Here is an 18,093-nt window from a genome sequence, read left to right as displayed (position 1 = left end):
CAGACCCTGACCGTCAGCGGCGGTCTGCTCAACAACGCCCAGGGCGGCTTGATCGACAGCGGCAATGCCCTGGTCATCAACGCCATGACCCTCGGCAACGCCGGCGGCACCATCAACGCCCAGAATGCCCTGAGCTTCACCGGCACCGGCCTGGACAACACCGGCGGCCAGTTGATCGGCAACGCCGCCGTGACCCTCGACCTGCTCGGCGCCCTGACCAACACCAACGGCAAACTCGCCAGCGCCGGCCCGCTGCGGGTCGAGCGCGCCACGCAGATCACCAACCAGGGCGGCCAGATCGCCAGCCAGGGCCTTCTGACCTTGCTCACCGCTGGCCTGGACAACCGCAATCGCGGCACCGTCGCCGCCAATGATCAACTCGTCCTGACCAGCACCGGCATGGTACAGAACGACGCCGATGGCCTGATCTACAGCCAGAACGGCGCCGTGCAGATCGACGCCGCCAGCCTCACCAATGGCAAAGGCACCGTGCAGAGCCAGGGCGCCATGACCCTGACCGTCACCAACGACCTCGACAACCAGAGCGGTCGCCTCCAGGCCAAGGCCGGCGACCTGATGGTCGTCGCCCGCAACCTGGACAACCGAGGCGGCGTGCTCGCCAGCCTGCAGGGTTTGCTCACCACCCAACTCAGCGGCGTGCTGAAAAACGGCTACGACCTGAACAACAACCGCCAGGGCGGCATCACCCAGGCCCAGCGCCTGAACCTGATCGCCCTGGGTGGCCTCGACAACTACGGCGGCCGTATCTCGGCGCAAACCGGCGATGCCAGCGTCACCACCCGCAACTTCGACAACCGCAACGGCGGCCTGTATGCCAAGGGCAAGGTCAGCGTTACCGCCAACGATTTCGACAACAGCGGCGACAACGACGGGCAGATTGCCGGTAGTCAGATCGATCTGAACCTCACCGGTGCGTTGAACAACCGCCTGGGCATCATCGAGAGTGACAGCACCCTGGCGATCAAGGCGGCGAGCCTGGATAACCAGACGGGGCAGTTGCGGGCGTTGGGTGCGGGCGGCAAGACCGATTTCCAGATTGGTGGGCTGTTCGATAACCGCAACGGTACCTTGGAAACCGCCAACACCGACCTCACGCTGGGCGCCGCCAGCTTCCTCAACACTGCTGGCAGCCTGCTGCACGTGGGCACCGGCACGTTCGACATCTCCACAGCAAATCTCATCGCCGCCGGCGGCACGCTCGTCACCCGTGGCGGCCTGACCATCAGCACCGACACGTGGAGCAACAGCGGCGTCATCCAGGCCGGGCGCCTGAACGTCAACGTCAACAACTTCACCCAGACCGCAAGTGGTCAACTGCTGGCCTCCGACAGCTTCACCGGTAGCGGGGTCAACTGGTTCAACGAAGGCCTGCTTGCCAGTAATGGCAGCGTGAACATCGACCTGAGCGGCGCTTACTGGGGCGCTGGTCGCCTGAGCAGCCAGGGCACTCTGGGGCTTAGCGCTGCGCAAGTAAGCCTGAACAGCGCCAACTCCAGCATCGCCGGCGGTGGCTCCACTACCGTCAACGTCAGGGGACAACTGGATAGCGTCGGTCGGCTGACCTCCGCCGGCAACCTGGTGGTCAACGCCGTTGGGCTGAACAATTTCGGGACGTTGGGCAGCGGTCAGGGGCTGACCGTCACGACCGGTTTGCTGACGAACAATCAAGGGTTGATCTTCAGCGGCGCCGACATGGGCCTGCGGGTCGACACGCTGAACAACCTCGACGCCAATATTTACAGCCTGGGCAACCTCACCGTTGACCGCAACGGCCAGGGCGCGCTGGCGAGCAGCATCCTCAACCGGTCCGGCTCGATCCAAAGCGACGCCAGCATGAGCCTGGCGGCCAGCACGATCCAAAACATCCGGACCTTGCTGACCGTAGGCAACGGCGGTATCTACACCGCCAAAATCTACGAAATCGCTTGTATCGAGGGCTATAACGCCGGGGACTGCAGCGGCAAGCAGAACCATGTCTGGGAGTTGCTGCAACGCGAAAAAACCGAAGTCACCGCAGCCAGCGCGGCTTCTAGTATTACAGCCGGTGGCAACCTGACCCTGCGTGGCGGCGATCTGCTGAACCAGAGCAGCACCATTGCCAGTGGCGGCAACCTGACCGCGTCACTGGCCAACCTGACCAACAGCGGCGTCGAAACCGGCGAGACACAAACCACCCGAGTATTCCGTTCCGAACGAGTGAGCGGTGCCGGTGCCTGGTACACCGCGGCCAGCAATTTCACCAATAAGTACTGGTATGAAAGCGCTGGCTATAACGTCAATAACCTCAGTGGCCTTGAAGCGGGTATCGCCAGTTTCATCGGCATGACGGAAGCCGAGCTGAACCTGGGCAAGACCACCCAACTCGCCGGCGGCGACCAAAGCTACGCGGCCGTAATCCAGGCCGGTGGCGCGGTCAATATCTCGACCCAGAACAACATCGACAACAGCGTCGTACGCCCGGGCTACAGCTACATTGGTAGCGGCCCACGCACCAGCACGGCGGCGGCAGGCAGCCAATACTCGACCCGCATCACCCTCAATCAACAACTGCCCCCCAACCTGGCGCAACAGCAGGTCAACCCGGTCGCCTTGCCCGGTTTCAGCCTGCCCACCGGCCAGAACGGCCTGTTCCGCCTGAGCGGGCAGGGTAGTAGCACGCCGGCCGCCAGCGGCCCGCAGAGCTGGACCCTGAGTAGCGCGAGCCTGACGACGGCCCAGCGCCAACAGGTACTGCCCACTGGCCAGGCGCGGAATCCAGGTGTAGGGAACATCACCCAACCCACCGCCAGCAGTCTCGACCTGAGCGTCGCTGACAGCCAAACCGCCAACATCGCCAACCAGGCCAGCAGCCTCGACACCAGCACCTCGGGCGCTACCGTGACAGGCACCTTGCCCGGCCGTAGCGCCGACTTCACGCTCAACCGTGTCCAGGGCCTGCCCACCAGCACTGTGGCGGCCAACCCGCACAAATACCTGATCGAAACCAACCCGGTGCTTACCGACCTCAAGAGTTTCATGAGCTCGGACTACCTGCTGCAGAACCTCGGCTACGACCCGGACCAGAGCGCCAAGCGCCTGGGTGACGGCCTGTACGAGCAGACGCTGATCCAGCAAGCCGTGGTCGCCCGCACCGGCCAACGCTTCATCGACGGCCAGACGTCCAACGCGGACATGTTCAAGTACCTGATGAACAACGCCATCGCCAGCAAACAGGAACTCAACCTGTCCCTGGGCGTGAGCCTCACCTCCGAACAAGTCGCGGCCCTGACCCACGACATCGTCTGGATGGAAAACGCCGAGATCAACGGTGAGCAAGTCCTGGTACCGGTGCTGTACCTGGCCAACGCCAACAATCGCCTCGCGGCCAACGGCGCGTTGATCCAGGGCAGCGACGTAACCCTGATCGCCGGCAAGGACCTGAACAACGCCGGCACCCTGCGCGCCAGCAACAACCTGTCGGCCAAAGCCACCAATGACCTGGTCAACAGCGGCCTGGTGGAAGCTGGTAACCGCCTCGACCTGCTGGCGGGCAACAACCTCGTCAACAAGGCCGGCGGCATCATCGCCGGACGCGACGTCACGCTTACCGCCACCAACGGCGATGTGATCAACGAACGCACCGTCACCACCCACGAAAGCGACAGCGGTTACCGCAGTGAACGCACCGACTTCATCGACAGCGCCGCCCGCATCGAAGCCGCCAACAACCTGACCATCAACGCCGGGCGTGACATCAACAACGTCGGTGGGGTGCTGAAGAGCGGTGCCGACACAACCCTGAGCGCCACCCGCGACGTCAATCTCACCTCGGCCGAACGCGTCGCCAGTGGGACCCGCGGTCTGCATCGTGATGAAGACATCAAGCAATACGGCTCCAGCCTGGACATCGGTCGCGACCTGACGGCGAAGGCAGGGCGTGATCTGACGGCGGTTGCGAGCCAGATCGATGCCAAGCGCGATATCAGCATGAGCGCGGTGGGTGATCTGACGTTGGCGTCGGCGGCGGATGAGCAGCATTCGTATGGGAAGACCAAGAAGGTTACGGCTCAGGAAGACCATGTGAGTCAGGTGTCCACCAGCGTGACCGCGGGTGGGAATGTGGCGCTCAGTGCCGGGAAGGATCTGGAGTTGATTGCCAGCAAGGTCAATGCCGGGGATGAAGCCTATCTGGTGGCGGGCGCGAACCTGGTGCTGCAATCGGCCGAGGATTCGGACTACAGCTTCTATAGCAAGACCAAGAAGTCGTCTTCCGGGAAGAAATTCCGGCTTGATGAGACCAGTTCCGTAACCAACGTGGCCAGTTCGGTGACGTCCGGTGGCAACAATGTGTTGAGCGCCGGCAATGACCTGACGATCAAGGGCAGTAACGTCACGTCGGAAAAAGGCAGTGTTGGCCTGAGTGCTGGCAACGACGTGGAAATTCTCGCGGTCACCGATTCCAACAGCGCACGGCACGAGCGCAAACAAAGCAAAAGCAGCTGGGGTGGCTTGAAGTCGAGCAAGGTCCAGGACCAGTTGGCCGAAACCCAGACCACCGCCGTCGGCAGCATGATCTCGGGCGACACCATCGCCGTCGTTGCCAAACGCGATGCCACTGTCACCGGCTCGGCATTGGTCAGCACCGACGACCTCACGATACGTGCGGGACGTGACCTGACCATCGACGCGGCAGAAAACACCTTTTCCCGCACCCAAATGCACAAGGAGAAAAATCGCGACCTGACGGGTGTATTGACGGGTAACAACCTGGGCCTCGATGACATCACCGGCAACCAGCACCTGTCGATCAGTAACCAGAAACACAACGGCACGGCGTCACAAACCACGTTAACCGGCAGCACCATAGGTTCCAGCAAAGGCAACGTCAGCCTCGTGGCGGGCGGCGACCTCAACGTCATCGCCAGTGACTTGGTCAGCACCAAGGACATGAGCCTGCGTGGCTCGAATGTCACCATCGCAGCGGGCATGGAAACGGCGACGCAAAGCACCGTCGACAAGGCCAACAGCCTGGCGGTTGGTCGTGTCGTCGGTGGTGCGATCATCGATACGGTCAACACCATTCGCTCCTCCGTCGAGGCCGCGAAGGATACGGATGACCCTCGCCTCAAAGCGGTGAAACTCGCCCAGGCAGCCTTGGCGGCCTACAACCTCGGGGGTATGACGGAAGACGCGAATGCCCAGAAAACCGGCTTCGCCGATAAACAGGGCGGAACCGCGAGCAACGGTTCGCTGATCAAAATCGGCACCGAACTCGCCAGCACCCACAGCAAAAGCACCAGCGACTACGCCAGCCAAACCGCCAAGCAAAGCACCCTCAATGCGGGCAGTACCTTATCCATCATTGCCAATGGCAATGCGGCGGCAAACGATGGTGATCTCCACGTTATCGGCAGCAGCATCAAGGCGGGCAACACGTCGTTGCTTGCCAGTAACAACATCATCCTGGAGAGCGCGCAAAACACCGCCGATTGGTCCAACCACAACAGCAACAACAAAACCGCCATTGGTGCCAGCTTCAACATCGGCCAGCAAAACGGCTTCACCCTGGACCTGGGCGCCCAGCTCGCAAAAGGCATGGGCAACGGCAGCTCCGTCACCCAGGTCAACAGCACGGTGAATACCGGTTCGCTGTTGCTGCGCAGTGGCGGCGACACGACGTTGGCAGGGGCTCAGGTCCATGCCGACGAAATCAATGCGCTGATCGACGGCAACCTCAACATCGTTTCCCGTCAGGACACCCAGGACCAGAAGAGCAAACAAAGCAGCGGCGGTTTCGGTGCCAGCATCTGCATTCCACCGTTCTGCTACGGCACACCTGTCGCGGCCTCGGCAAACGTGGCCGCGGGCAACATGAACAGTGAATACAAAGCGGTTACGGACCAGACCGGTCTCTTCGCCGGCACGGGCGGCTATACGGTCGATGTCGGCAAGACCACCACCCTCGAAGGCGGTGTGATCGCCAGCGATGCTTCGGCCGACAAGAACACGCTGATCACCGACCGGCTCATCGCCACCGATATCAAGAACATCAGCGAAATCCACGCCCAATCCGCAGGTGCCAGCATCTCGGGCAGCTATAGCGGCGCCGGCGCTTCAGCCTCGATGGGTGGGTTGTACGGGATCTCCCTCAGCGAATCGGATAAGAGCCATACGCGTAGTGCGGTGAGTGAAGGCACGATCATCGTTCGCAATCCGGAAGGTGCGAAGGATGTGGTCGGGTTGAACCGCGACACGGCGAATGCCAACGAGAAGCTTGATAAGCCTGATGAAGAGGCGATGAATGACCGCATCGAGCTGGTGAAGAGTTCGGTGGAATTGGTGAAAGGTGTAGGGGACGCAATTGCTGCGGCGAAGATTGACGAGGCTAAGAAGAAGGATAGTGAAGCGTCGAAAGTCGCTATTCAGAAGCTTCAAGATCAGGGGATCATTAATCCGACAGACGAGCAAATCAGCCAGCAGGTCCAACGCGACTATGGGATGGGGAGCAGCTTCCAGAAGGCATCTCAGGCGATTACTTCTATCGTACAAGGCGTGCTGAGTGGCAATATTATTGGTGCTTTAAGTGGCGCTGCAGCGCCTTATATCGCTCAAGAGATCAGAGATGCTACTGACGGCGATCCGACAGCTAACCTGATGGCGCACGCGGTACTTGGTGCATTGGTTGCCAAGGCCAGCGGTAACTCTGCGTTAGCTGGAGCGGTAGGGGCGGTTGCGGCTGAAGAAACGGCTCGGATTATTAAAGAAGAGCTGTACGGCGACGTCAGTAATGAACAACTTACTCCTGAACAGAAGCAAACCATTTCCAGCTTAGCTACGCTGGTTGCCGGCATCGGTGGAGCATCGGCCGGGAACGGTTCTCTGGACGCGGTAGCGGCGGCATTGGCCGGAAAAAATGCGGTAGAAAATAACTATCTCAGTCTTCATGAAGCTACAAGAAAAGCCGTTCTTGAGCATAAAAACTTTCTGACTGATGAGGAAAAGGCCGAGCTGGCCTCGATCAAACAGATTGATAAAGACCGAGATGCTGCCATCGCATCGATATGTACAACGGGGAATAAAGCCTCGGGAGCTTGTGCAGTTTTGGTTGCGGAAGCTCAAGACGCTCTTTCACAATATGGAAAAAGTGTTTCCTACCGCCTGATTTATAAGGACTTGTATCCCGCAGATGCGGAGAACCTTGAAAAGGTGCTGCAAGGTTTAGGACAAGAAGACATTACAAGGGATGCGGTAATTACGGCCTTGACAAAAGAGTCTGGGTTGAGCCGCGAGGAAGTAGAGCGTCGTTACGATACTGCAATGACGCTTAGCACACTTACTGCGACGTTGGCTAGTTTCTATGGTATTAAAGGTGGGGCTGCTAAAACTAATGAGGCGGCTCCTGGTCCGGCAAACTTTATGGGTGATACGGACCTATTCTTTAGAAATGCTTCAAAAAGAGCAGATGTTGATCCAGACGGCTTTTTTGACGTGATAGCCCATGGAAGTCAACAGAAAATCGAAATCGTTACCCCTAATGGAACGATCATGGCCGACCAGCGGGTTGTATCCAGGCTTATAGAGAATAATCCTGGATACAATGGGCAACCTATCCGATTGTTGTCGTGTGATACTGGGGCATGTGATACTGGATTTGCTCAGAATCTAGCAAATAAGATGGGGGTTCCGGTGAAGGCACCAACTAATTTGGTTTGGGCTTATAGTAATGGTCAGATGGTAGTCGCTCCGCGTTATTCGTCTAATCCTAATTCCCCGCTGTTCAATACTCCCGATCTATCAAATCAAGGGACGTTTAAAATATTCAATCCCGGTGGGCCGAAATGAAAAAAATAAACTCTATGGTGTGTGAACAGTGTGGGGGAAGGTTGGAGGTCTTCAGGCAAGCAAGTACGCAAGGATTGAAGTGTTCTAGCTGCGGTTGGTCAGTAGTGACAACGAAAATTTCGGATGTTAAGGTTGACGAGACAGTTTACGAGGTTAGGTGTAGTGGGGACTATAAAAATCGGGCTCATATCAGGGCCGTGTCTGAGGTGATGGGCTCAAATTTTTTAATATCTAGAAAGGCTCTTCAGGAAGGTGAGTTCCTTGTTTTTTCTGGGCGGGCTGAGGAAGTTTTGCGGGTTAGAAATATTCTCGATTCTGTCGGGGTTGTTTATAGTGTTTCACCTGATTTTTGTTGGGGTTAGATGTTGAAAGTGTTGACTGAAAAAAACGGCTCGACTTTCAAGTGTGAGGATGCGATTGAGTGTGGCTCTCTCTGCTTTTATTTAACTATTAATAACGTGTTAGGAGCATTAATGAAAAAAACCACACTGCTTATGTTGAGCCTGATCTTGTCGCTACTAGGCTGCAAATCCAACGTCCGAGATTCTTCCCCAACCCTGCTCAACAACGGAATTCAACTCCAGCAAAATAAAGTGACCGTCGACGCCCAGCACGCCAAGGTCATCATGAAAGCGACAGGCAACGTCGTTCCGGTAGAGTTCTCGATCAGGCGCGCAACGGATCCCGACCAGCGCCTGGATGTGCAGGGAATCGTAGTGGATTCCGGGCGTGGCAAAGTGTTCGGCTGGATTGCCAAGCTTAACGAAGCGACTCACAGCGCGACCTTGAAGCACTTCCCTCAGTTGGAAGTACAAGCTGACCCCGGTCAGCCATTCGAGGTATCGGGTTACGCAAGCGGTGAGAGTATCAACCATGGCTACCGCTGTGGACCGATCAACACCACGTTCACGCCGGAGAAAGGTAAGGTTTATCTGGCGGAGTTTCAGTTTGTGGGTCAGGGCTGTGAACTGCAGGTCTATGACACCACACAGCCTCAGCAGCGCATTCTTGTTACGAGCGCACCCAGCCTCTGATCTGGTTAGCCAATGCGAAACGGGTGACCGCGCGTCTGCTGTTCGGTCGAGCAGGAGCAAGCCCCCTCGTCACAGGGAGCTTTGCTCGACTGGGCGGTAGGTGAATGCTCTGCATCAACCGTGGCAGCACCCGTTGGGCTTCGCATCCTCGTACTTATCATGATGCCGCACCCAATCCATGATTTCGTCCTCATTACGCCCCTTCGGCGTCAGGTCGAGGTATTGGTAGGTGCCGACCAGCATGTCCAGACCTCGCGCGTAGGTTGAGTAGGTGTGGAAGATCTCGCCAGCTTCGTTGCGATAGAAGACGCTCAAGCCTGGGAGTTCGCCTTCGGCGGTGTCGGTTTTTTCGTAGTTGTAGGTGGCCGTTCCGGCGGCGGTGTCTTCGGCTTTGAAGCTGACGCCGAAGTCGTAGTTGAAGTCGCAACCGTTTGAGGAGACCCAGTCGAAGGCCCAGCCCATGCGGCGTTTGAATGGCTGGAATTCGGCGAACGGGGCGCGGGAGACTGCAACCACCGCCACATCATGGTGGGCCAGGTGTTGGTTGGCGCCGTCGATGTGGTCGGAGAGGAAGGAACAGCCTTGGCAGCCTTCTGTCCAACCGGGGCCGAACATGAAGTGGTAGACGATCAGTTGGCTGCGGCCGCCGAACAGGGCGGCCAGGCTGAGTTCGCCATGGGGCCCCTGGAAGCGGTAGGGCTTGTCGATCTTGACCCAGGGCAGGGCGCGGCGTTCGGCGCTGAGTTTGTCCCGTTCGCGGGTGAAGGCTTTTTCGTGGGCCAGGTGTTGTTGACGGGCCTTGAGCCATTCTTCCCGCGAGACGACTGGATGATTCTCTACGTTCATGGTGATTTCTCCTGGAGGCAGGGCGTTTCAACCAGTGGTCGTCTGGCCCTGGATGAATTCGACAGACCGTTGGTCGGTTGTCGAGACGGTCCGCCTGGAAGCCTGGCTGAACGGCGGCGTGGCGCCTCGGTCACAACTTAAGTAGACATCTCACTCTTTGGAGGATGGACCAGGATGACGACTTATAACTGGGACTTGATCGAACGGTTGTTGCACGAAGTGCAGAACGGCGCCGGCCACAGTTTTACCCCTCGGCCTTATGCGGAGCAGTACGCGGCGGCGAAGGCGGCCGCAGGCGAGGAGATAGAGAACCTCGATCATCTGAAGGCGGTCGCCGGGGAGTATGAGAAGTTGCTGCTGGAGCGTGGCTTCATTGAGCCTCGGCCGGAGGAAGAGGGCGGCAATGGCGAGAATTTCGTGCTGACGGTACGGGGTTCGCGCTTGTTGAGCCTGATCGACAGCAGCATTCCTGGTAATGATCATCCGCGCCAGGTGTTGGATGAGCAGGAGGATGCGCTGGATGAGTTTACCTTTGATGATCTGGCTTCGAAGGCGCAGATTGCCTGAGGGTTGTACACAACATTTGTGGGAGCGAGCCTGCTCGCGATAGCGGTGTGTCAGTCGCCATGTATGCAGGATGACACTCCGCTATCGCGAGCAGGCTCGCTCCCACAGGGGGTCTCAGTGTTTTTGAGAGCTTGTTCGTTCAGTTTCTTGCCGCTTTCAGACATTTCAAGTCACTGAAATCCTTCTTCACCCCGTCGATCTTCTTCAGCAGCCGTTCGCGCTGGGGCGGGGTGCTGTCGGCCATCAGGTCTACCAGCAGGCTGCGGGCCTGGGCTTCGGTGTTGTTGTAGGCCTCGCGGTAGGCCGGGGTCCAGAGGCTTTCGCGGTTGACCAGCAGTTGCTCGATGCGTTTCGGAAAGTCGGGGGCGTGGCGCTGGGCCACGGCGGCGCTGAACTGGTTTTGCCAGTGGGCGCGGTTGGCGATCCATTGCTGGTTCTGGTCGCCCAGGGCGGTGGACCAGGCCACCACGCGCTGGCGTTGGGCGATGTTGAGGGGGCCCAGCCAGTCGTTCAGGCGTTTTTCCATGCGCTCGCTGCGTTCCTGGATCTGCTGTTGCAGCGACGGCTTGAGGTATTCCTGCTGGCGCTTGCGCTGGTCCTTGGTGAATGCGGCGTCCATGTCGTCGACTTGTTCGTCGTTCAGACCTTGCAGCAACTCGATGGCTGATGGCGTGATTTCCCGAGCGGTTTCGGCAATGGCGGCCTTGGCTTCATCGGTGCGCTGTTGCAGGGCTTCATCGGTCACCTGGTCGGTCTGGACCATGGTCTTCAAGCGGTCCAGCCAATCGAGGTAACCGGGCAGTTGCGTGGTGCAGTGCCAGCTCAGGTGCTCCTTGAGGCGTTCGTTGAACCAGTCTTTTTGCTCGCCGTTGATCTCCAGGTAGTCGTTGAGGGTCCAGGGGATGATCAGGTCGAGGTTGCGGTAGGCCAGGCCGATGCGGGTACAGGCTGTGAGCAACAACAGGAAGGCGATAAACGTGACGGTGCGTGTAAGCCGGCGCGACATGAGCGAGTCCTTGCGAAGCCATCGGTGTTTTGTTTGAGCATGACAGGCGCGCGGCAGTTCAGCCGATTGAATACGTAACCCTTAGTAAAACGGATGGGCCATCTTCAGGGTCAGCAGGCCGTCGCATTCGCTGTTATGGCCGGAGTAGGCCGAACAGCTGCTGCCGCTGAGGCTGGAGTCGCTGTAGATCAGGTCCAGATCGATGCCGCGCCACGGACGGGAAATTTTCAACGACCAGTCGCTGAAACTGCCTACATAGCCGTTCTCGACCGAAACCGGTGTGTTGAGCTGATGGGTGGTGTATTTGGCGCTGACGCCGATGCCGAACGGTACGTTACCGCCCAGGTCGGCGAACAGCGTGCTGTTCTGTTTGTCCGGATCGTTGCTCAGGGCGGCGCCGAAACGGCTGCCGAGCACGGTCAGGCCACCATAGAACTCCTGGCTGTCGAGGGTGTCGACGGTGGGGTAGCTGTAGTGGATCATGCCGACTTCGTAGCCAAGGGTCTGGTCGAAGGGATGCTTGAACCCCATGTAGGAATCCACCTCGAGATCGGCGGAGGAGGTCAGGCCGGCGCTGGGTGACCATTGTCCAAAGTACCAGCCGCTGTCGTGACTCAGGTCCAGGCCACCGTGAAACGAGCCGGTGCTCGAAGGCGTGACGAGGCCTTGGGCCATGCTGCGGCTGGGGCTGGTGCCGAGCTTGAGGTCGAAGTCGCCGAGTTCGCGCTGGAAGATCTGTCCGTGGACAGGCGGACAGGCCAGCAGGCTGATGCTCAGCAGGGCAATGGGGATACGCATGCTTCACTCCGTGAATTAGCGAGGAGCAGGACAAGCTCGGACACTTGAGCTAGAACACTTGAGCTAGAGAGGTGCAAGCATACCGGCGAATACCCGGCGGTGAAGGCCGTTCGTCGATTTTTACGAGTGGGATGTGTGGCGGGGGAGGTTCCAGTCCAAGCGCTTCGAAGCTCAAAGCGCTTTGGGACCAGGTGATGCGGGGATTACTTTTTGCCCAGGCTGATTTGCTTGGACGGGCCGAATGTCTGGCCGCTGACGCCTTTGGCGATTTGCTGGATTTCACCGCCGGACTTGAGGAACGCAGCGATCTGGTCGTTGATCGATTCGCTGGTTTCAACGGCTGGAGCTGGCTTTGCTTTGCTGTTGGATGCTTTTACACGCATGGCGGCCATTAACCTGTCGATAATTAATTGGGCCAGGCATCGTACAGGAAATACATGACCCTTGCTTGGCTCATATCCCGCTGATTGATCTGGATGAGACTGGACGATTGGCGGATTTAAGCCCCAATCAATGCCCTAAGCCACTGTTTTAAATAACAACCGAGCGGGAAATATAACGCCGGGCGGTCTGTGCGGATCGGCCGCACCGAGCGGCGTCTGCCTGACGAATGGCCGCTTCACAGGTAAAACGCTGGAAAATCGAGGCCGGGACGGGCGCTTTCCCGTCGGTCACGAATCGCGCCGTAAAACCGGGTAGAATGCCGCCCACGCAATGAGGGTATTCGGAAATGGCTTTAGTCGGGCGCTACAACAGTTTGCAAGTGGTTAAACACACGAACTTCGGTTTATATCTGGACGGTGGTGCGGACGGCGAAATCCTCTTGCCCAATCGTTATATCCCCAAGGATATTCCCAGCGAAGATGAAGATTGGCTCAATGTTTTTATTTACCTGGACAGCGACGACAAACTGATCGCGACCACGGAAAAACCCAAAGTCCAGGTCGGTGAATTCGCCAGCCTGAAAGTGGTTGAAGTCAACAGCATCGGTGTGTTCCTCGACTGGGGCCTGCCCAAGGATCTGCTGCTGCCGTTCTCGGAAGAGAAACGCCAGATGACTGCCGGGGATTATTGTGTGGTGCACGTCTACCTCGACAAGCACACCCGCCGCATCACCGCCACGGCGCGCCTGGACCGTTACCTGGACAAGACGCCGGCCAACTATACGCCGGGGCAGGAAGTGGATCTGCTGGTTGCCGAGGCCACCGACATGGGCTTCAAGGCGATCATCAATAACCGCCACTGGGGACTTATCCACAAGAACGAAGTCTTCAAGTTCCTGCGCCCAGGCAAGCAGGAAAAAGGTTACATCAAGGAAGTCCGCGCAGACGGCAAGATCAGCCTGAGCCTGCAACCGGTGGGCCAGGAAGCCGCCACCAGCCTGAATGCCAAGATCCTCGCCAAGTTGCGTGACAACAACGGCACCCTACCGGTCAGCGACAAGAGCGATCCGGCGCTGATCAGCAGCCTGTTTGGCGTGAGCAAGGGCAACTTCAAGAAAGCCATTGGTGCGCTGTACAAGAATGGGCAGATTGTCATTCATGCGGATCGCATTGAGTTGAGCTGATCTTTCAGCCGACAACAGAATTTGTTTGGAAAAAGGATGCTCTTGTGGCGAGGGGATTTAGCGACCCGTCGCACCGCCCCGCTGGGCTGCAAAGCAGCCCCAACACAGCCAAGTTCTTCTGCCTGGCACACTGAGGTGTCAGGTTTTAGGGCTGCTACGCAGCCCAGCGGGGCGGTGCGACGGGTCGCTAAATCCCCTCGCCACAAGAGCTGAGTCGGACTCTTTGATCTGGCTGTATACAAAATTCTGCACCTTTAGCATGCATCCGCGCCCTGTTCGTGGGCATATGTCCCTTCCTGTCCGCCCATCAACCCCTGCCAAACACCGCTGTTTGTCTCATATTCCATGCCTATGGCACGCATTCTGCGTAGCGCTTCGTATACAAACCATGCCGGCTCCCGTGCGCAGTATGGTGAGCAAGTCATCCCGGGGGCACGGCGGTACTCATAAGGAGCCCCGCGATGTCCGAGCAATTGCCCAACGGCTACAGCCCCCGCCTCTATAACGAAGACTTGGGCCCGCTGCCGCAGAAATGGAATTGGTACAACATTTTCGCGTTCTGGATGAGTGATGTGCACAGCGTCGGTGGCTATGTGTTCGCCGCCAGTCTGTTCGCATTGGGGTTGGCGAGTTGGCAGGTGTTGATCGCGTTATTGGGCGGGATTTGCATCGTGCAGGTGATCGCCAACCTGGTGGCCAAGCCTAGCCAGCAGGCGGCGGTGCCGTATCCGGTGATCTGTCGGCTGGCGTTCGGCGTGTTTGGGGCGAACATCCCGGCGGTGATTCGCGGCTTGATTGCCGTCGCGTGGTACGGCATTCAGACGTACCTGGCGTCCAGTGCGCTGATCATCGTGGTGCTGCGGTTCTTTCCCACAATGGAAGTGTATGCGACGCCGCATTTTGCCGGTTTGTCCTACCTGGGTTGGTTTGGTTTCCTCAGCCTGTGGTTCGTCCAGGCGCTGGTGTTCTGGACGGGCATGGAGTCGATCCGCCGTTTCATCGATTGGGCGGGGCCAGTGGTCTATGCCGTGATGTTTCTGCTGGCCGGTTGGATTGTGTGGAAGGCCGGTTGGAGCAACATCAGCTTTACGCTGGCGGAAAAATCCCTGTCCGGCTGGCAGGCGTTCGGTCAGGTGATCGTGGCGACGGCGCTGGTGGTGTCATATTTTTCCGGGCCGACCCTTAATTTCGGCGATTTCAGTCGCTACTGCCGAAGCATGTCTGACGTGCGCCGGGGTAATTTCTGGGGGCTACCGGTGAATTTCCTGGCGTTCTCATTGGTCACCGTGGTGATTGTTTCCGGGACCTTGCCGGTGTTCGGCGAAATGCTCCATGACCCGATCGCCACCGTGGCGCGCATCGACAACGATGTGGCGGTGTTGCTCGGGGCCTTTGCCTTCGTGACGGCCACCGTCGGCATCAATATTGTCGCCAACTTCGTCTCGCCGGCCTTCGACTTTGCCAACGTCGCACCCAGCAAGATCAGCTGGCGTGCCGGTGGCATGATCGCTGCGCTGGCGTCGATTTTCATCACGCCTTGGAACCTGTTCAACAATCCTGAAGTGATCCATTACACCCTGGATGTGCTGGCAGCCTTCATCGGTCCGTTGTTCGGGATTCTGCTGGTGGACTTCTACCTGATCAAAAAGCAGTCGATTGACGTCGATGCGCTGTTCAATGACGGCCCGAGTGGGCGCTATTACTACAGCGGCGGTATCAACTGGACGGCGGTCAAGGCGTTGGTGCCGGCGACGCTGATGGGCGTGGCGATCACCTTCACGCCGCTGTTGCAACCGATGGCCAACTTTGCCTGGTTCACCGGCTGCTTCCTCGGCGGGGTGTTGTATTTTGCCCTGGCGCGGCGTGAGCCGGCCGCGCAACCGAGCCCATCGTTCAGTTCGGTTGGCCAGTCCTGATCAACGCAGGACGGTTTGGGCACAAGGGTTTACCGCGCTCCGGCGCGGTAGCAACAACCCACCGGCCAGCACCAGGCCGCAGCCGGCAACGATCAGTGCCGGTTGCAGGCCTCCGCTGAAGTGGCTGCTCAGCGCCGCCAGCAACGGTCCGCTGAGTTGGCCCACGGCAAAGCAGGCGGTCAACAGCCCGGCGTTGCGCTGGGTGGCATGGGGGGCCAGTTCCCGGGAGCGCAGCATCACCAGTTGCATGCACGCCAGGAACGGCGTGCCACACAGGATGACCCCCAGCGCCAGCCCCGGCCCGCTGCCCAGCAAACAGGCGAACACTCCGGCGGCCTGCAGCCATAACGTGCCGATCAACCAGCGGCCGGTGCTGTTTGGAGCCGGTCGGCGCAGGCTCACCAGTAGCACACCGAGGGCGGCGGCCAGACCGAAGCAGGGCCAGAACAGGTCGGCCTGCCATTGGCCATGGAATTGCGCCGAGGCCATTTGCGACAGGAACGTGGCGGGGATGATGTAGCCCACGCCGTACAAGGCGTACACCACGCCGAGCCGGGCAATGCCACGGTTCGACGATGAGCCGGCCGGCGGCGCAACGGTCACGGCTGCGGCGGGTTGCGGCAGGATCGGCAGCACCACCAGCAGCATCGCCAGGGCCACACCGGCATACACCAGCCACAGCGTGGCGGACGTCTGGCCCAACAGGTTCGAACCCAAGGCCAGCAGGCCTGTGAGAAAAATCCCCAACCCCGGTCCGGCAAATACCAGCGCGCCCAGTCGTGGCCGTCCCGCCGCGGCTGCCAAGGGTTGGCTCAAGGCCGTGATCATCACCAACACCCACGCACTCGCTACGCCCGTGCCGAAGCGCAGTGCAAGGTGCGGCCAGAAGCCCCAGGCCCAGAGCGACGCCAGGGTCAGCAGCACGCACAGCCACAGGCCGCCGAGCAAGCGTCGGCGCACCTGTTCCGGGCGACGGGCGAACATGGCGTCCAGTGCGCCAAGGAAATAACCCAGGTAGTTGGCGGCGGCAATCAGACCGGCGGCGGTCAAGTCGATCTGACCTTCGCCGATGAGATGAGGTAACTGAGGTGTAAGGGCGAAGCGGCCGATGCCCATGGCCATCATCAAGGCGATGAAGCTGGCAAGCAGGCGAACAAGGGGCGACATGGTCGTTCTCCACATTGAGGCGAATGACCGTCAGGCTAGAACCGATTGACTTTCATTAAAAATGAATAATAGTGACTAACTTGTTCCTTTTTGGAGAATGTCGTGGAGTTCAGCCAGTTACGGATTTTCCAGGCCGTGGCCGAGGAAGGGTCCATCACCCGCGCCGCCGAGCGCCTGCACCGGGTACCGTCGAACCTGTCGACCCGGCTCAAGCAGCTCGAAGAGCAATTGGGCGTGGATCTTTTCCTGCGGGAGCGTCAGCGCTTGCAGCTATCGCCTGCGGGAAAAGTCCTGTTGGACTACGCGGCCAAGCTCTTTGCCTTGCACGATGAAGCCCATGCGGCCGTGCAGGGTGGCCAACCGGCCGGGGAGTTTGTGCTGGGCACCATGTACAGCACGGCGGCGATTCATCTGCCGGACCTGCTGGCCAGTTATCACCGGGCGTATCCAGCGGTGAACCTGCAAGTGCAATCCGGGCCCAGCGGCGAATTGCTCGAGGGCTTGCTCACCGGGCGGCTCGATGCGGCGCTGGTGGATGGCCCGCTGGAACTGGCCGGGCTTGATGGCGTGCCGTTGTGCGACGAGCGATTGGTGGTGATTACCGAGGCCGATCATCCGCCGGTGCGCAGTGCGCTGGACGTCCAGGGCCGTTCGGTGTTCACCTTTCGCCGGGGTTGTTCGTACCGCATGCGCTTGGAAGCCTGGTTTGCCCATGATCATGCAACCATGGGCCGGGCGATGGAGATCGAGTCTTACCAGGGGATGCTGGCGTGCGTGATCGCCGGGTCCGGGGTGGCGTTGTTGTCCGAGTCGATGCTGGCCAGCATGCCGGGCCGCGAGCGGGTGGCGGTGCACCCACTGGCCGAGCCGTTCGCCAGCGCCACGACCTGGCTGATGTGGCGCAAAGGCATGGTCGGGGCCAACCTGAATGCCTGGATCGAGTTGCAGCAACAGGCCTGGCCGCGGATGCCCGTGGCAACGGCCCAATCGGCTTGAACTACGGGCGCGGGATTTGGATCAATTCAGTAACAGATCATTGCAAACAGAGACGAGCATTGCGCAGCACATCGGACTATTATCAACGCGAAGGGGCCACAGAAATCTGCCGCTCGCATGACCCTGAGGGGGCACCACGATGAAAGAGAAAATCCAGAACTGGCTTCACGACTTGGGTGTCGCGCTCGGCCTGATCGAACCGCCCATGCAGCCGATACCGATCCGCACCGATGACGAGCAACGCCGCCGCTAACCTGTGGCGAGGGGATTTATCCCCGCTGGGCTGCGAAGCAGACCCAGACAAACCCACTCCATTCGTCTGTCATGTCGGAATAATCCTGATGCGAGGGCCGC

Annotated in this window: 12 protein-coding genes; 7 read left to right on the top strand and 5 right to left on the bottom strand. The window is 59.3% G+C overall.

Annotated features, from left to right (window positions below):
- Nucleotides 1-7,842 (top strand): hemagglutinin repeat-containing protein (locus FGE05_RS29265; protein ID WP_176563046.1); only part of this gene is annotated, 7,842 nt, incomplete at its 5' end.
- Between the two features lie 473 nt (nucleotides 7,843-8,315).
- Entirely contained in the window at nucleotides 8,316-8,876 is a 561-nt protein-coding gene (locus tag FGE05_RS29260; protein WP_139650397.1) for a hypothetical protein, read from the top strand.
- Nucleotides 8,877-8,990: 114 nt separating this feature from the next.
- On the opposite strand, the gene FGE05_RS29255 is transcribed toward FGE05_RS29260, so the two are convergent.
- Nucleotides 8,991-9,722 (bottom strand): thioredoxin family protein, encoded by a 732-nt coding sequence (locus FGE05_RS29255; RefSeq protein ID WP_139650396.1) that lies wholly within the window; start codon nucleotides 9,720-9,722, stop codon nucleotides 8,991-8,993.
- A gap of 174 nt (nucleotides 9,723-9,896) precedes the next feature.
- Between FGE05_RS29255 and FGE05_RS29250 the strand changes: the two genes are divergently transcribed.
- On the top strand, nucleotides 9,897-10,289 hold the full coding sequence (locus tag FGE05_RS29250; RefSeq protein WP_047701703.1) for a hypothetical protein: 393 nt from the start codon (nucleotides 9,897-9,899) through the stop codon (nucleotides 10,287-10,289).
- Between the two features lie 139 nt (nucleotides 10,290-10,428).
- Here the strand turns inward: FGE05_RS29250 and FGE05_RS29245 are convergent, their stop codons facing one another.
- The 3 genes from FGE05_RS29245 to FGE05_RS29235 form a co-directional block, all read right to left on the bottom strand.
- A complete protein-coding gene (locus FGE05_RS29245) occupies nucleotides 10,429-11,295 on the bottom strand; it encodes a DUF6279 family lipoprotein (protein ID WP_139650395.1) in 867 nt (288 codons plus the stop codon).
- 81 nt (nucleotides 11,296-11,376) lie between these two features.
- Nucleotides 11,377-12,093, bottom strand: coding sequence for a TorF family putative porin (locus FGE05_RS29240; protein WP_139650394.1), 717 nt, complete (start codon nucleotides 12,091-12,093; stop codon nucleotides 11,377-11,379).
- A 203-nt stretch (nucleotides 12,094-12,296) separates the two neighbouring features.
- Entirely contained in the window at nucleotides 12,297-12,485 is a 189-nt protein-coding gene (locus FGE05_RS29235) for a hypothetical protein (RefSeq protein ID WP_016702300.1), read from the bottom strand.
- 338 nt (nucleotides 12,486-12,823) lie between these two features.
- Between FGE05_RS29235 and FGE05_RS29230 the strand changes: the two genes are divergently transcribed.
- Together FGE05_RS29230 and FGE05_RS29225 are read left to right on the top strand one after the other, a co-directional pair.
- Entirely contained in the window at nucleotides 12,824-13,660 is an 837-nt protein-coding gene (locus FGE05_RS29230; RefSeq protein WP_139650393.1) for a S1 RNA-binding domain-containing protein, read from the top strand.
- Between the two features lie 461 nt (nucleotides 13,661-14,121).
- Nucleotides 14,122-15,576, top strand: a complete 1,455-nt coding sequence (locus FGE05_RS29225; protein ID WP_139650392.1) for an NCS1 family nucleobase:cation symporter-1 — start codon at nucleotides 14,122-14,124, stop codon at nucleotides 15,574-15,576.
- Here the strand turns inward: FGE05_RS29225 and FGE05_RS29220 are convergent, their stop codons facing one another.
- Entirely contained in the window at nucleotides 15,577-16,743 is a 1,167-nt protein-coding gene (locus FGE05_RS29220) for an MFS transporter (RefSeq protein WP_139650391.1), read from the bottom strand. It lies immediately after the preceding gene.
- Between the two features lie 102 nt (nucleotides 16,744-16,845).
- On the opposite strand from FGE05_RS29220, the gene FGE05_RS29215 reads away from it, so the two are divergent.
- Both FGE05_RS29215 and FGE05_RS30240 read left to right on the top strand, forming a co-directional pair.
- Entirely contained in the window at nucleotides 16,846-17,739 is an 894-nt protein-coding gene (locus FGE05_RS29215; protein WP_139650390.1) for a LysR family transcriptional regulator, read from the top strand.
- Nucleotides 17,740-17,878: 139 nt separating this feature from the next.
- On the top strand, nucleotides 17,879-17,992 hold the full coding sequence (locus tag FGE05_RS30240; protein ID WP_282958520.1) for a PA1414 family protein: 114 nt from the start codon (nucleotides 17,879-17,881) through the stop codon (nucleotides 17,990-17,992).
- The last annotated feature ends 101 nt before the right edge of the window (nucleotides 17,993-18,093 follow it).

Source organism: Pseudomonas sp. ICMP22404 (assembly GCF_006227205.1).
GTDB lineage: Bacteria > Pseudomonadota > Gammaproteobacteria > Pseudomonadales > Pseudomonadaceae > Aquipseudomonas.
Note: the sequence above shows the minus strand (reverse complement) of the source record. Positions and strands in the feature narration are given on the sequence as shown.

Bases quoted from the DNA above. Each gene is read 5' to 3' on its own strand.
- FGE05_RS29260 (WP_139650397.1), top strand. From the start codon at position 8,316: ATGAAAAAAACCACACTGCTTATGTTGAGCCTGATCTTGTCGCTACTA.
- FGE05_RS29255 (WP_139650396.1), bottom strand. From the start codon at position 9,722: ATGAACGTAGAGAATCATCCAGTCGTCTCGCGGGAAGAATGGCTCAAG.
- FGE05_RS29250 (WP_047701703.1), top strand. From the start codon at position 9,897: ATGACGACTTATAACTGGGACTTGATCGAACGGTTGTTGCACGAAGTG.
- FGE05_RS29245 (WP_139650395.1), bottom strand. From the start codon at position 11,295: ATGTCGCGCCGGCTTACACGCACCGTCACGTTTATCGCCTTCCTGTTG.
- FGE05_RS29240 (WP_139650394.1), bottom strand. From the start codon at position 12,093: ATGCGTATCCCCATTGCCCTGCTGAGCATCAGCCTGCTGGCCTGTCCG.
- FGE05_RS29235 (WP_016702300.1), bottom strand. From the start codon at position 12,485: ATGGCCGCCATGCGTGTAAAAGCATCCAACAGCAAAGCAAAGCCAGCT.
- FGE05_RS29230 (WP_139650393.1), top strand. From the start codon at position 12,824: ATGGCTTTAGTCGGGCGCTACAACAGTTTGCAAGTGGTTAAACACACG.
- FGE05_RS29225 (WP_139650392.1), top strand. From the start codon at position 14,122: ATGTCCGAGCAATTGCCCAACGGCTACAGCCCCCGCCTCTATAACGAA.
- FGE05_RS29220 (WP_139650391.1), bottom strand. From the start codon at position 16,743: ATGTCGCCCCTTGTTCGCCTGCTTGCCAGCTTCATCGCCTTGATGATG.
- FGE05_RS30240 (WP_282958520.1), top strand. From the start codon at position 17,879: ATGAAAGAGAAAATCCAGAACTGGCTTCACGACTTGGGTGTCGCGCTC.